This window comes from Teichococcus aestuarii, assembly GCF_042651065.1.
Classification (GTDB): Bacteria; Pseudomonadota; Alphaproteobacteria; order Acetobacterales; family Acetobacteraceae; genus Pseudoroseomonas; species Pseudoroseomonas aestuarii.
This window is the reverse complement of the sequence record NZ_JBHSCH010000097.1, coordinates 1-12,928: the sequence shown is the minus strand read 5'-3', so window position 1 is coordinate 12,928 and position 12,928 is coordinate 1. Positions and strand designations below refer to the sequence as shown.

At 69.0% G+C, this 12,928-nt stretch carries 13 protein-coding genes and 1 pseudogene; 7 read left to right on the top strand and 7 right to left on the bottom strand.

What is annotated here, in order from left to right; all coding sequences use genetic code 11:
* Positions 1-267: 267 nt before the first annotated feature.
* Both ACFOY6_RS22565 and ACFOY6_RS22560 read right to left on the bottom strand, forming a co-directional pair.
* Positions 268-1,002: pseudogene (locus tag ACFOY6_RS22565) on the bottom strand (pseudouridine synthase); the annotation flags it as partial.
* An 8-nt stretch (positions 1,003-1,010) separates the two neighbouring features.
* Positions 1,011-1,724 (bottom strand): gamma-glutamyl-gamma-aminobutyrate hydrolase family protein, encoded by a 714-nt coding sequence (locus ACFOY6_RS22560; protein ID WP_379631484.1) that lies wholly within the window; start codon positions 1,722-1,724, stop codon positions 1,011-1,013.
* Between the two features lie 171 nt (positions 1,725-1,895).
* Here ACFOY6_RS22560 and ACFOY6_RS22555 point away from each other — a divergent pair, with 171 nt between their 5' ends.
* From ACFOY6_RS22555 to ACFOY6_RS22545, 3 genes are all read left to right on the top strand, one after another.
* Complete coding sequence (locus ACFOY6_RS22555) at positions 1,896-2,660, top strand: SDR family NAD(P)-dependent oxidoreductase (RefSeq protein WP_379631486.1); 765 nt, start codon at positions 1,896-1,898, stop codon at positions 2,658-2,660.
* Positions 2,635-3,120, top strand: coding sequence for a nucleoside deaminase (locus ACFOY6_RS22550; protein WP_109518014.1), 486 nt, complete (start codon positions 2,635-2,637; stop codon positions 3,118-3,120). Before ACFOY6_RS22555 ends, ACFOY6_RS22550 begins: the two co-directional genes overlap by 26 nt.
* Before the next feature lie 75 nt (positions 3,121-3,195).
* Complete coding sequence (locus ACFOY6_RS22545; RefSeq protein ID WP_379652299.1) at positions 3,196-4,398, top strand: MFS transporter; 1,203 nt, start codon at positions 3,196-3,198, stop codon at positions 4,396-4,398.
* 119 nt (positions 4,399-4,517) lie between these two features.
* On the opposite strand, the gene ACFOY6_RS22540 is transcribed toward ACFOY6_RS22545, so the two are convergent.
* Positions 4,518-4,721: a DUF1674 domain-containing protein gene (locus ACFOY6_RS22540; RefSeq protein WP_456316953.1), complete on the bottom strand. Its 204-nt coding sequence runs from the start codon at positions 4,719-4,721 to the stop codon at positions 4,518-4,520.
* A gap of 42 nt (positions 4,722-4,763) precedes the next feature.
* Here ACFOY6_RS22540 and htpX point away from each other — a divergent pair, with 42 nt between their 5' ends.
* Positions 4,764-5,735: a zinc metalloprotease HtpX gene (htpX, locus tag ACFOY6_RS22535; protein ID WP_379652297.1), complete on the top strand. Its 972-nt coding sequence runs from the start codon at positions 4,764-4,766 to the stop codon at positions 5,733-5,735.
* A 194-nt stretch (positions 5,736-5,929) separates the two neighbouring features.
* Here htpX and ACFOY6_RS22530 read toward each other — a convergent pair whose 3' ends face one another.
* Positions 5,930-6,853 carry a LysR family transcriptional regulator gene (locus ACFOY6_RS22530; RefSeq protein WP_379652296.1) on the bottom strand — a complete coding sequence of 308 codons (924 nt, stop codon included), beginning with the start codon at positions 6,851-6,853 and terminating at the stop codon, positions 5,930-5,932.
* A 120-nt stretch (positions 6,854-6,973) separates the two neighbouring features.
* On the opposite strand from ACFOY6_RS22530, the gene ACFOY6_RS22525 reads away from it, so the two are divergent.
* Positions 6,974-7,402: a DoxX family protein gene (locus ACFOY6_RS22525; protein ID WP_379631490.1), complete on the top strand. Its 429-nt coding sequence runs from the start codon at positions 6,974-6,976 to the stop codon at positions 7,400-7,402.
* Positions 7,403-7,496: 94 nt separating this feature from the next.
* On the opposite strand, the gene ACFOY6_RS22520 is transcribed toward ACFOY6_RS22525, so the two are convergent.
* The 3 genes from ACFOY6_RS22520 to ACFOY6_RS22510 form a co-directional block, all read right to left on the bottom strand.
* The gene (locus ACFOY6_RS22520) at positions 7,497-8,099 is read right to left on the bottom strand and encodes a hypothetical protein (protein ID WP_379631492.1); all 603 of its coding nucleotides are present in this window, start codon (positions 8,097-8,099) and stop codon (positions 7,497-7,499) included.
* Between the two features lie 175 nt (positions 8,100-8,274).
* Complete coding sequence (locus tag ACFOY6_RS22515) at positions 8,275-9,510, bottom strand: argininosuccinate synthase (RefSeq protein WP_379631494.1); 1,236 nt, start codon at positions 9,508-9,510, stop codon at positions 8,275-8,277.
* 71 nt (positions 9,511-9,581) lie between these two features.
* On the bottom strand, positions 9,582-10,148 hold the full coding sequence (locus tag ACFOY6_RS22510) for a transposase (RefSeq protein WP_379652295.1): 567 nt from the start codon (positions 10,146-10,148) through the stop codon (positions 9,582-9,584).
* 139 nt (positions 10,149-10,287) lie between these two features.
* Between ACFOY6_RS22510 and ACFOY6_RS22505 the strand changes: the two genes are divergently transcribed.
* Positions 10,288-11,490, top strand: coding sequence for an AAA family ATPase (locus tag ACFOY6_RS22505; RefSeq protein WP_379631498.1), 1,203 nt, complete (start codon positions 10,288-10,290; stop codon positions 11,488-11,490).
* On the top strand, positions 11,487-11,978 hold the full coding sequence (locus ACFOY6_RS22500) for a hypothetical protein (protein WP_379652294.1): 492 nt from the start codon (positions 11,487-11,489) through the stop codon (positions 11,976-11,978). The genes ACFOY6_RS22505 and ACFOY6_RS22500 overlap by 4 nt, the downstream gene beginning before the upstream one ends.
* Positions 11,979-12,928: the final 950 nt, after the last annotated feature.

The following is a 12,928-nucleotide window of genomic DNA, read 5'->3' as shown; positions in this document are numbered from 1 at the left end:
CCCGCGCCGGCGGCCGCCGGGGCCCTGCGGCTGGTCCGCGGCGTCCGGCCCCTGCACCACCGCGCCCCAGGGGCTGCGGAACTGCTCGGTGGCGTTGCGGGCACGCGGCGGCTTGGCCGGGCGGCTGCGCTGCATGGCCTCCGGCTTCGGCGCCGCAGGCCGCGCCGGCGCGTCTCCAGCCTTCTCCTGGGTGGCCTTCTCCTGGGCGGCGGCGGCGACGCGGGCGCGCTCCACCCCGCGCAGCACGCGCGGCGGCGCGTCCAGCCCGAGCTGCTCGCGCAGCACCTTGGCGTTCACCTCCTCCACCGCGCCGCGCGGCAGCGGGCCGAGGGTGAAGGGGCCGTAGGCGGTGCGGATCAGCCGCGTCACCGTCAGGCCGAGATGCTGCAGCACGCGGCGCACCTCGCGGTTCTTGCCCTCCTGCAGCGAGACGGTGAGCCAGGCATTGGTGCCCTGGCGGGAATCGAGCCCCGCCTCGATCGGGCCATAGGCCACGCCCTCCACCGTCACGCCGCGCGCCAGATCGGCGAGCGCCCGCTCGTCCACCCGGCCATGCACGCGGGCGCGGTAGCGGCGCACCCAGGCATTCTGCGGCAGCTCCAGCTTGCGCGAGAGGGCGCCATCATTGGTCAGCAGCAGCAGCCCCTCGGAGTTGAGGTCCAGCCGGCCGACGGAGACCAGGCGCGGCAGGCCGGCCGGCAGTTCCTCGAACACGGTGCGGCGCCCCTCGGGGTCCTTGTGCGTGGTCACCAGCCCCGGCGGCTTGTGGTAGCGGAACAGCCGGGTGCGCTCCGGCGTGCCCACCGGCTTGCCGGCCACCGTCACCACATCCTCCGGCCCGACGAAGGTGGCGGGGCTCTCCACCACCGTACCGTTCAGCGCCACCTGCCCCTCGGCCACCAGCTTCTCCGCGTCCCGCCGGCTGGCGATGCCGGCGCGGGCCAGCCACTTGGCGATGCGCTCGCCCTTGGCGCCGCCCCCGGGGGTGCCCTCGGCCTCCATCCCGCCGCTCACCGGCAGGCCGCCACGAAGGCGTCGAGGATGCCCTGGTCGGCCGCGTCCACCGCGTATTCCGGGTGCCACTGCACGCCGAGGGCGAAGCGATGGCGGGTGGATTCGATGCCCTCGATCACCCCGTCCGGCGCCACGGCGTTCACCACCGCCAGCGGACCGGGCGTCTCCACCGCCTGGTGGTGGGCCGAGTTCACCGCCATGCGGGCGCCGCCCACCACGCGGGCCAGCAGCGTGCCCTCGGAGATGGCGACCTCGTGCCCCGGCTCGGTGCGCGGGTTGGGCTGCTCATGCGCCAGGGCATCGGGCACGGCGTCCGGGATGTGCTGGATCAGCGTGCCGCCCAGCGCCACCGCCAGCAGCTGCTCGCCGCCGCAGATGCCGAGGATGGGCATGTCCCGCTTCAGCGCGCCCTGCACCATGGCCAGCTCGAAGGCGGTGCGCCCCTGCTTCAGCGCCACCGTGGGGTGCGCCGGGCCGCCGCCATAGAGCGAGGGGTCCACGTCGAAGGCGCCGCCGGTGACCAGCAGCCCGTCGATAGCGTCGAGATACTGCTCGGCCAGCTCCGGCGCGTGCGGCAGGGCGACGGGCAGGCCGCCGGCCCGGACAACACTGTCAAAGTAGTTCTGGCGGAGGGCATACCAGGGAAGCTTCGAGTAGCCGCCGGGCTGCTCCGCATCCAGGGTCAGGCCGATCAGGGGAAGGGTGCGCATGAGGCGGTTGCTACCCCTGGGCGCACGGCTTCACAACGAGGAAGTCGGGGGCAGGCAAGGCCGGGGGAAGGAATTCCCCCGGACCCCCGTCTTTTTTCTGCGAGTCGGCGGGTTTACCCGCCCCGGGGTTTGGGCTGATCTCGTCATCCAATGAAAGCGCGGGAGAGCGGGATGCAGCTTCAGGGCAGGCGTGTGGTGGTGATGGGCGGCAGCCGCGGCATCGGCCGCAGCATCGCGCTCGGCTTCGCGCAGGAAGGCGCCTCGGTCGCGCTCTGCGCGCGCGGGAAGGATGCGCTGGAGGCAACACGGGCCGAGGTGGCGGCGCTCGGCGTCACCGCCTTCGCAGCCCCCTGCGACCTCGCGAAGGCAGCGGACATCGCCGCCTTCATCCCGGCCGCCGCCAAGGCGCTGGGCGGCATCGACGTGCTGGTGAACAACGCCTCCGGCTTCGGCTCCACGGATGACGAGGCGGGCTGGGCCGCCTCCTTCGACGTGGACATGATGGCCATCGTCCGCGCCAGCCATGCGGCCGAGCCCTACCTCGCCGAGGCGGCGCCGAAGCTGGAGGGCGGCGCCTCCATCATCAACGTCTCCTCCATCTCGGCGCTGCGGGCCAGCAAGCGGACGCCGCCCTACGGCGCCATCAAGGCGGCGGTGATGCACTACACCAGCAGCCAGGCGAAGATGCTGGCGGAGAAGCGCATCCGCGTGAACGCCGTGGCGCCGGGCTCCATCGAGTTCCCCGGCGGCTCCTGGGAGGAGCGGCGGCAGAGCAACCCCGCCCTCTACAATGCCACGCTGGAGCAGATCCCCTTCGGCCGGCTCGGCCACCCGGAGGAGGTGGCGGATGTGGTGCTGTTCCTCGCCTCCCGCCGCGCCCGCTGGGTGACGGCGCAGAGCATCGTGGTGGATGGCGGCCAGCTCATCGGGCCCTGACCGGCCGGCCCCCTCCCCCATCGAGATCGCCCTCGCGGAGGCGCGCGCCGCCGCGGCGCGGGGCGAGGTGCCGGTGGGGGCGGTGGTGACGGATGCGGCCGGGCGCGTGCTCGGCCGCGCCGGCAACCGGGTGGAGCAGGACCACGACGCCAGCGCCCATGCCGAGATGCTGGCGCTGCGCCAGGCGGCGGCGGCGCGCGGCTCCCCCCGCCTGCCGGGCTGCACCCTGACCGTGACGCTGGAGCCCTGCCCGATGTGCGCCCAGGCGGCCAGCTTCTTCCGCGTGCGGCGCGTGGTGTTCGGCGCCTATGACCCCAAGGGCGGCGGGGTGGAGCACGGCGCCCGCATCTACGCCGCCCCCTCCTGCCACCACGCGCCGGAGGTGGTGGGCGGCGTACGGGAGCGGGAATGCGGCGCGCTGCTGCGGGCGTTCTTCGCCGGGCTGCGCACCAAAGGCTAATGCGTGAGGGGGCTAAGGCGCCTTTGCGGCGGCGTGGCCTTGGCGCCGCGCATCCCCGGGCGCAGCATCCGGCGCATGGAATCGATACAGCCCGACCCCGCCGCCATCCGCCGGATGGTAGCGGTGTTCGGAATGAGCGGCTTCGCCGGCGCCCTGGCCGGCCGGGCGCTCGACCCCCTGATGGGCGAGCTGGCGCAGGACTTCGCCACCCCGCACGAGACGGTGGCCCTGCTGGCCAGCGCCTTCACCCTGCCCTACGCGCTGGTGCAGCCGGTGCTCGGCCCGGTGGGCGACGCCTTCGGCAAGCGGCGCGTGGTGCTGCTCTGCATCGGCCTGCTGGCGGTGATGCTGGCGGCCTGCGCCCTGGCGCCGGGGCTGGACAGCCTCTTCGCCGCGCGCATCGCCGCCGGGCTGGCGGCGGGCGGCATCTTCCCCCTCACCCTCGCCCTGTTCGGCGACACGGTGCCGATGGCGCAGCGCCAGCTCGCCATCAGCCGGGTGCTGGCCTGCGCCATCCTGGGCCAGCTCGCGGGCGGCGCGGTCTCGGGGGCGCTGGCGCCCTTCATCGGCTGGCGCGGGGTGATGGGAGTCTGCGCCGGGGCCGCCGCCCTCTCCTGCGCGGTGATGGCGTGGGATGCGCGCCGCCGGCCGGCGCCGGCGCTGCCCACCGCCCCGCCCTCCATCCCCATGGTGCTGCGGCGCTATGGCGAGATCCTGCGCACCCCGGCGGCGCGGCCCCTCTATCTCGGCGTGCTGCTGGAGGGGATGTTCGTCTTCGGCATGTTCCCCTTCCTCGCCGTGCTGCTGGGGCAGGACGGGCACGGGCTGCTGCGCGCCGGGCTGGCGGTGACGGCCTTCGGCCTGGGCGGCTTCGGCTACACGCTGCTGGCGCCGCTGCTGCTGCGCCGGCTGGGGCAGGCGCAGATGATGCGGCTGGCCGGCGCCAGCGTGGCGCTGGGCATGGCCGCCCTCGCCGCCGCCTGGAGCGCCGGGCAGCCGGATCTCGGCATCGGCGGCGCGCTGCTGGTGGGGCTGGGCTTCTTCATGCTGCACAACAGCATCCAGACCCGCGTGACGGAGGTGGCGCCGCTGGCGCGCGGCTCGGCCGTGGCGCTGCACGCCTTCTGCTACTTCCTGGGGCAGGCGGTGGGGCCGGTGCTGTTCGGCCTGGCCCAGGCGGCGGCGGGGCCATCGCCGGCGCTGCTGCTCTGCGGCGCCGGGGTTCTGGGCGTCAGCCTCTGTCTGGCCGGCCAGCGCCGGGGCCGAGGGGATGGATAGAACAAAGCCGGAAAGCAGGCCGCCGAGTCGCGCGAACGAATCGCTGACGCGGCGGCGGCGGGATTCACGGGCCGTTCCCTCTCCCCATCCGCCGCCCCGGTCTGGGGGCCGGCCGCGCCTCAGAAATCGCTGACGCGGCCCTTGCGCTCCCAGTCGCCGAAGCGGGTCGGCTCCGGCCCGGCGGGGCCGCCGATCTCGGGCGGCATCGGCGTGGCGGGCGGCTTCGGCGCAGGGGCCGCCGCCTGGCCCTGCGGGGCTGCGGCGGGGGGCTGGGTCGGGTCGGGGCGGGCCGGCGGGGCGGCCTCTTGCTCAGGGCTCGTCATGCTCCCCATCTGGGGTGGGAAGCTGGGGAACGGAAAGAGGGCATGAACGGATATCTGCGCACAACCCTCCTGCTGGCGGCGATGACGGCGCTGTTCGTCGCGGTCGGCGGCGTCATCGGCGGGCGGGGCGGCATGATGGTCGCCTTCGGCGTGGCCTGCGCCACCAACCTCTTCGCCTGGTGGAACAGCGACCGGATGGTGCTGCGCATGCACAACGCGCAGCCCGTCGGACCGCAGGAGGCGCCGGAGCTCTACCGGATGACGGCGCGGCTGGCGCAGAATGCCGGGCTGCCCATGCCGGCGCTCTACATCATCCACGAGGACCAGCCGAACGCCTTCGCCACCGGCCGCAGCCCAGAGAAGGCGGCGGTGGCCGTCAACACCGGCCTGCTCAACCGCATGCCGCCCGACGAGGTGGCCGGCGTCATCGCCCACGAGCTGGCGCATATCCGGAACCGCGACACGCTGATCATGACCATGACCGCCTGCCTGGCGGGCGCCATCGGCATGCTGGCGCAGTTCGGCTTCCTGTTCGGCGGCAACCGCGAGCGCGGCATGAACCCGATTGCCGCCATCCTGGTGATGCTGCTGGCGCCGATCGGCGCGATGATCGTGCAGATGGCCATCAGCCGCTCCCGCGAATACGAGGCGGACCGGGCGGGGGCCGAGATCAGCGGCAACCCGCTGGGCCTGGCCAACGCCCTGACCCGGCTGGAGCAGGGCCGCCTGACCCATGTGAACCAGGCGGCCGAGGCCAACCCGGCCACCGCCCACATGTTCATCATCAACCCGCTGGCCGGGCTGCGGATGGACGGGCTGTTCTCCACCCACCCCAAGACCGAGAACCGCGTGGCGGCGCTGATGGAGCTGGCCGGGCAGATGGGGCCGCCGCGCGGGCGGGGGCAGGCCTCCTTCATTCCGCAGACGGGCCTGCCGCCGGCGGGCGGCACGGGTGCGGCGCCGGGGCCCTGGGGCGCGGCGCCGCCGCGGCGGCAGCGCGGCCCCTGGGGCTGATCCCAGCTCCCGCCGAGCATGGCCGATCCGCCATGGACGATCCGCCCGGGGGCGCCGGCGCTTCGCCTGGCTGCGCGCCACCTGGGCGCTCGCCCGCCTCGGGCGGGGCGCAGGGTCCGCGCATCGCGATCTGGTAAGGGCCGGAGGCAGCGTGGCCTGTCCAGGCGGCGCGGGGGGCGCGGAGAGCCCCCGGCTCAGCTGGCGGCGGGCGTGGCCTCGCGCGCCACGGCCAGCAGGCGGCGGCGCAGCCAGGCATGGCCGGGGTCCGCCTCGAAGCGGCGCGGGAAGATCAGCGACAGCCGCATGTGCGGCGTCTCCACCGGGCAGGGGCGCAGCAGCAGCCCGTGCGCCTCGGCCATCTGCGTGGCCAGCCGGGCGGAGAGCGTCATCACCATGTCGGTGCCCTTCAGGATGGCGGGCACCCCCGAGAGATGCGCCACCACCGCGCCCAGCCGGCGCGGATGGCCCGCCTCGCGCAGCGGCCCGTCCAGCGCGCCATCGCGCGAGCCGTTGGGCGAATGCAGCAGGTGCGGCCAGGCGGTGAAGCGCGCCAGTGTCATCTCGCCCTCGGCCAGCGGGTGGCCGCGGCGCATCAGGGTGAGGAAGCCTTCCGGCAGCAGCCGCAAGCGGGTGTAGAGGGCAGGCGGCTCGGCCAGCATGCCGAGCACCATCTGCACCGCATCCGCCTCCAGCATCTCCAGCGCGTTCACCCGGTCCGCGTGGCGGATCGCCAGCAGGCAGCCGGGCGCCTCCCGCGCCATGGCGGCCAGCAGCGGCGGCGCCAGCACCGCCTCGGCATATTCCGACAGGCCGATGGGGAAGACCCGGTCCGAGGTGGCGGGGTCGAAGGGCGCGTGCGCTGCCAGCGCGCCGCGCAGCCGGTCCAGCACCTCCGCCACCGGCTCGGCCAGGGAGAGGGCCAGGGCGGTGGGCTCCACCCCGCCCGGGCGGCGCAGGAACAGCTCGTCCTTCAGCACCAGCCGCAGGCGGGAGAGGGCGTTGGAGACGGCGGGCTGGGACAGGTTCAGCCGCTGCGCCGCGCGCGTCACGTGCCGCTCGCGCGCCACCGCGTCGAACACCCGCAGCAGGTTCAGGTCCAGGGTGGAGAGGTCGGCCATTGATGGCGCGAATGATGACCGTTCCGCATGGCGTTTGGAAGCCAGGGTCTCGCCGGGTCTAGGAAAGCGGCGACACGGCCGGGAAGGCCGTCCTTCCATCCTCCGCAAGCGAGCGAACCGATGAACGACCCCCGCCTGATCCCCTATGCCACCCTGCTGCTGCGCGTCAGCCTCGGGGTGATGTTCCTGGCCCATGGCTTCCTGATGAAGGTGATGACCTTCGGCCTTGCCGGCACGATGGGCTATTTCGGCAGCCTGGGCTATCCGCCGGTGCTGGGCGCCGTGGTGGCGCTGGCCGAGACGGCCGCCGGCATCGCCCTGATCCTGGGCCTCTGGACCCGCCTCGTCTCGCTGCTGGCGGTGCCGATCCTGGTCGGCGCCACGATGCAGCACCTCGGCAATGGCTGGGTGTTCAGCCGTCCGGGCGGCGGCTGGGAGTTCCCGCTGTTCTGGACCGTGGCGCTGCTGGTGCAGGCGGGGCTCGGCAACGGCGCCTGGGCGCTCTCCACCAGCGCGCTCACGGGCCGTCGCCAGGCTGTCACCGCCTGAACGGCGAAAGGGCCGATCCCTCGCGGGAGCGGCCCCTTGATCCTCTTCGCAGCCGCCCGGCGCCGCAGTGCCGGGCGGCTGCCGCCGTTTCGCCTCAGCGGACGATGCGCGTCGTACCGTCCGGCAGGTGCTCCAGCACGACGCCGCCGCCATTGTAGGCCCCGTTGCCGACGCCCTGCTGCGGCAACTGCACGCCCGCCAGGGGCTGCGCCGGCGTGGACATGGTGTTGCCGGCCGAACCCTGGCCCGTCATGCCGCCCATACCGTAGGTCGAGGCCGAGCCCATCGGGCGCTGCATGCCCGAGGCGCCCATGCCCTGCCCCGTCATGCCTGAGCCGCTCATGCCCTGGCCCGTCGTTGCGGAACCGCTCATGCCCGAGCCGCTCATCCCCGACCCGCTCATGCCCGGGTTGCTCATGCCCTGGCCTGTCATTCCGGATCCGCTCATGCCGGAGCCCTGCATGGTCCCGCCGCTGGCGGCACCCGAGCCGCCCATCGCGGCGCCGCTGCCCTGCATGCTGCTGCTGCCCTGCATGCTGCTGCCGGAGCCCATGCTGCCGGACATGCCGCCCGGCATGCCGCCGCTGCCCATGCTGTTGCCGGGCGGAACGGCGCTGCCCATCTGCGCGTGGGCCAGCGGGGCGAACACCGCCAGAGCCAGGGACGCCGCCGCGATCGTCAGGGAAATACGGGCCATTGCTGCCTTCTCCTTCATGCTCGTCTGCGGCCGCCCCGATGGGCGGCCCGATGCCGAAGGAACGCGAGGGGCGCCGGCAGGTTGCCTCGCGCCCCCTGCCCGCCCGCAGGCCCGGAGGCGGGCAGAAGGAGGATGGGGGGCCGGGGGCATTCCTTCCCCCGGCCTTTTCAACGGCTCAGAGCGCACCGCCCTTGCGGCCGGCCATGGCGCCGAGGCGCAGGCGCAGCGCGTTCAGCTTGATGAAGCCCTGGGCGTCGAACTGGTCGTAGGCGCCCTGGTCCTCCTCGAAGGTGACGTACTTCATCGAGTAGAGGCTGTTGGGCGACTGGCGGCCGGTGACGATGGTGTTGCCCTTGTAGAGCTTCAGCCGCACCGTGCCGGAGACGCTCTTCTGGCTCTCATCGACCATCGCCTGGATCATGCGGCGCTCGGGCGCGAACCAGAAGCCGTTGTAGATCAGCTCGGCGTAGCGCGGCATCAGGCTGTCCTTGAGGTGGGCCACCTCGCGGTCGAGCGTGATGCTCTCGATGGCGCGGTGCGCCACGTAGAGGATGGTGCCGCCCGGCGTCTCGTAGCAGCCGCGGGACTTCATGCCGACGAAGCGGTTCTCCACCAGGTCGAGCCGGCCGATGCCGTTCTCGCGGCCCAGCGCGTTCAGCTTCGTCAGCAGCGTGGCGGGGGAGAGGCGCTCGCCATTGATCGCCACCGCATCGCCGCGCTCGAACTCGATGGTGATCTCGGTGGCGACGTCGGGCGCGTCCTCGGGGCGGATGGTGCGCTGCCAGACGATCTCCGGCGGCTCGTCCCACGGCTCCTCCAGCACCTTGCCCTCGGAGGAGGAGTGCAGCAGGTTCGCGTCCACCGAGAAGGGAGCCTCGCCGCGCTTGTCCTTGGCGATGGGGATCTGGTTGGCCTCGGCGAATTCCAGCAGCTTCGTGCGGCTGGTCAGGTCCCATTCGCGCCAGGGGGCGATGACCTTCACGTCCGGCTTCAGCGAATAGTAGCCGATCTCGAAGCGGACCTGGTCGTTGCCCTTGCCGGTGGCGCCGTGGCTCACCGCGTCGGCGCCGACCATCTCCGCGATCTCGATCTGCCGCTTGGCGATGAGCGGGCGGGCGATGGAGGTGCCCAGCAGGTACTGGCCCTCGTACAGCGCGTTGGCGCGGAACATCGGGAAGACGAAGTCCCGCGTGAATTCCTCGCGCAGGTCGTCGATGAAGATGTTCTCGGGCTTGATGCCCAGCAGCAGGGCCTTGTCGCGGGCCGGGCCCAGCTCCTCGCCCTGGCCGAGATCGGCGGTGAAGGTCACCACCTCGCACTGGTAGGTGGTCTGCAGCCATTTGAGGATGACGGAGGTGTCCAGCCCGCCGGAATAGGCGAGCACCACCTTTTTCACGTCCTTGACCGCCATAGCGTGGGTCCCTTTGTCCGAACGAGCGAAGGCCAGGGGTTTGCCGCAGCGGGGCGGCGCCGGCAAGGCGCTCATGCCCAGCCGAGGCGGACGGAGCGGGGAATCCGCGCGCGGCCGGCGGCATTGCGCAGCAGCCGGCCGAGGGAGCGCAGCACCGCGGCCCCCGGGCGCGGGCCGAGCGGCAGGCGGTGCAGGGTTTCGGACAAAAGCGGATCGGGCAGCAGCCAGGGCGGCGCGCCGAGCGCCGAGCGCAGGCCGAGGCGGCGGACCAGGCGCAGGAGCGGCAGGCCGCCCAGCCGCGCGGCGCGGCGGCAGGCGCGGCAGATGGCGTATTCCAGGGCGCGCAGCGGGTGGCCGGGCGGCGCCTTGGCGAGGGCGCGCAGCAGGGCGTGCCAGAAGCCGGCATGGGTGAGGCGGCGGAAGAAGCGGGCGACGGTGTCCGGCCGGCCGAAGCGCTCCGGCAGGTGCTTCCAGGCGGCGCCGGGAAGGTGGGCGAGGTGGAAGATGGCATCGAGCCGGGCGCGCGGATCGGCCAGGCGGCGGCCCTGGGGGGAGAGGGCCGGGAGGAAAGGCTGGAGGGCGGCCCAGGCGGCGTCGGACAGCGGGGTCCAGGGGGTGGGCGGGGTGAGCCGGGACATGAGGGCCGCTCCGGTGGGGGAGCGGCAGGGTATTAGGAATTTATGCCTTTTGTCAAACTTTTATAAGCCTTCGACAGTGGCAGATTGCTTAGAAGCATCTTAAGGTGCAAGAATCTATATTCTCAAGCAGGATCATGTTATGTCAGAAATAAAAAATCCAGAAACCAAAAGCAAAAAAAGTAGAAAATTAGCTCGTCGCCAAGAAAGCAATATTTTAATTAAAAATTTTGCTCAGATTTCTAATGTTAATTTAAGTTTCGGCGATTTAACAGTTTTGGTTGGGCCACAAGGAGCAGGCAAAAGTCTCGCTCTTCAATGGCTGAAAATTGCTCTTGACGGTCGCCAAGTGGTAGAGGCGTTACGATCTGCTGGGCAATCAACTGACCGCTCGGATATTTTGATTGACTTAATATTTGGGACGGGGATGGCGTCTGGGTGGAATTCAGAGTCTACTCAGATCAATTTTGAATCATCGCGCATTAATTTAAGGAATATTTCTAAGCGCGGAACAGGAAAAGAGCAGCTTTTCTTCGTCCCAGCACATCGCTCGATGCTAATTAGTGATGGATGGGCTGCGCCATTTCAAAAATTAGGGCCAGACACACCTGTAGTGGCGCGTCTGTTTAGCCAAAATCTGTTTGATCGGTTTAGCGGCAAAGATGCCGGAACCCTCTTTCCTGTGGAAAAGCGCCTAAAAAAAGAAATCAGAGAAAAGATTGATGCTGCCGTTTTTCATGGCGGAAAAGTTGGCATAGAAGAAGATCAGCAACACTCAAGAAGACTTAGATTAGTCCACGGCGATATGCATTTACCATTCATGACATGGACGGCGGGTCAACGAGAATTTACTCCTTTATTAATGGGCCTATACCACCTTCTGCCGCCAACTCAGCAGAGAAAGCGAGAGGAGACAAACTGGGTTGTAATTGAAGAGCCCGAAATGGGCTTACATCCCCAGGCTATCACAGCCGTTATGCTGCTAGTTCTTGACCTGATTTGGCGGGGATATCGTGTAGTTCTGTCAACTCATTCACCGCATGTCTTAACCATGCTTTGGTTAATGAGGAGGCTGAAGGAATATCATGCTCGTTGGCAACTTGTCTGCCAAGCCTTCGATGTAAAACTCCAACCGATGCAAGCTGTTGCAAAAGCCGCCCTCGAAAAAGACTACCGAGCGTTCTTGTTAGAATTTAATTCTGAAGGCAAGGTAAACTCGGTTGATATTTCGGATCTAGACCCTAGTTCCGAGGACGAACGTATAGCCGGCTGGGGCGGCCTTACCGCTTACTCATCCCGCTTTGCTGATGCTGTTCGAGATGCTGTAAACGAGAGCGAACGGTGACGAAAGCTACTCGTCGAACGCGAGTTCGAGCTCCAGAAACTCCGGTTCGCGCAGCGCTGAAGCCGGAATCCCCCCTTAAGGCAATGGTGAAAGACGGCTTTGGAGCTATCATAAAACCTCATCGAATCCACTTCGATGAAGATGTTCGGCCTTCGTTTGTAGATAGCTTAGATGCCGATCAAGCACTTCAACCCGGAAGGGAGCAGGAAAACCGCTGGGACTACCTATTGGGTCATGGCCCAAGTGGAAAGATAATTGGAGTAGAGCCACACTCGGCTGAGAACAGTGAAATCAAAACCGTAATAAAAAAACTTGAATCAGCTCGTCGCCAACTGCGAGATCACTTGCAAGACGGAACAGTCGTCTCGAGATGGTTTTGGGTGCCTTCGGGTAAAGTTCATTTCGCGCCATTGGAAAAAGCACGTTTACAGCTCGCACAAAATGGCATTGATTTTGTTAACAAAATTACAAATAAACATTTAAAATAGAGAGTCAAACGAGGCTTTTTATGTTCCTGTCATAGGGAGGCCCATTTTCGGCAGACTTAGCCTCATGGCAGATAGGGGTCCGGGGGGAGGGAGCGCTTTCCCCTGGTCCGGGCATAAATACCTCAGCGAGCAGGCGTCACTCGTCGCTGTGTTCAACAGACCATCCGCGATGATCAGGGCACCACGCGGATCCACCGTCACGCCCACTGGTCGACTGCGGGCGTTGCCCTCGCCATCACAGGAAACCAGTTATCCCCATACTAGCGGGCGGGCGGAGTAGTTGTCGCGGTAGGGTAAGAAAACGACATCAAAGTCCACCGGCTCGCGGCGGTTCCAATTACCGTGCTGCCGACAAAGGCGCCTGACCTTGAAGCACCCACCCTAACGGGGGCGGCTAACCCGGCACCAGTGACTGCGCCCGGCGGCGCTGTAAAGCGGGCTTCCGAGGACTGGCAAGGAGGTGCAGGCCGCTCCGGATTGAAGCGATCCAGACGTCAGGAATATAATCCTGAATCCAAAAATCGCGACGTGGCCATGAAAGCGTAAAATCAACAGGCGCCACCGGATGGCTGCCGCCCTCCCCCACCCGCCTAGAATGGCCCTCCGCCCCCCCCACGGACATTCCGCTTGACGGTGGATGGGGGCAGCGACAGTCTCGCCGGCCATGCCCGGCCTCCACGCCCTTTGTGACCGACGCCGACGCCGACGCCCCCGCATCCAAGCGGCGGCTCTCCGGGCTGCGCGTCGATCAGCGCCCTTCCGCGGGGCGGCGGCCTCGCCCTAGGCCCCACCCGCCGGCGCGGCCCCGGCCCGCATTCCTGAACCCCCGCAGCCCCCGGCTCCGGGGGTTTTTCTTTGCCCGCACCCCGGAAGGACACCAGCATGAGCATTCGCGTCGGCATCGTCGGCATCAGCGGCTTCGGCGGGGGGGAGGCGCTGCGCCTGGTCGC

Coding starts and splice junctions, on each gene's coding strand:
- ACFOY6_RS22560 (WP_379631484.1), bottom strand. CDS start 1,724: ATGCGCACCCTTCCCCTGATCGGCCTGACCCTGGATGCGGAGCAGCCC.
- ACFOY6_RS22555 (WP_379631486.1), top strand. CDS start 1,896: ATGCAGCTTCAGGGCAGGCGTGTGGTGGTGATGGGCGGCAGCCGCGGC.
- ACFOY6_RS22550 (WP_109518014.1), top strand. CDS start 2,635: ATGGCGGCCAGCTCATCGGGCCCTGACCGGCCGGCCCCCTCCCCCATC.
- ACFOY6_RS22545 (WP_379652299.1), top strand. CDS start 3,196: ATGGAATCGATACAGCCCGACCCCGCCGCCATCCGCCGGATGGTAGCG.
- ACFOY6_RS22540 (WP_456316953.1), bottom strand. CDS start 4,721: ATGACGAGCCCTGAGCAAGAGGCCGCCCCGCCGGCCCGCCCCGACCCG.
- htpX (WP_379652297.1), top strand. CDS start 4,764: ATGAACGGATATCTGCGCACAACCCTCCTGCTGGCGGCGATGACGGCG.
- ACFOY6_RS22530 (WP_379652296.1), bottom strand. CDS start 6,853: ATGGCCGACCTCTCCACCCTGGACCTGAACCTGCTGCGGGTGTTCGAC.
- ACFOY6_RS22525 (WP_379631490.1), top strand. CDS start 6,974: ATGAACGACCCCCGCCTGATCCCCTATGCCACCCTGCTGCTGCGCGTC.
- ACFOY6_RS22520 (WP_379631492.1), bottom strand. CDS start 8,099: ATGGCCCGTATTTCCCTGACGATCGCGGCGGCGTCCCTGGCTCTGGCG.
- ACFOY6_RS22515 (WP_379631494.1), bottom strand. CDS start 9,510: ATGGCGGTCAAGGACGTGAAAAAGGTGGTGCTCGCCTATTCCGGCGGG.
- ACFOY6_RS22510 (WP_379652295.1), bottom strand. CDS start 10,148: ATGTCCCGGCTCACCCCGCCCACCCCCTGGACCCCGCTGTCCGACGCC.
- ACFOY6_RS22505 (WP_379631498.1), top strand. CDS start 10,288: ATGTCAGAAATAAAAAATCCAGAAACCAAAAGCAAAAAAAGTAGAAAA.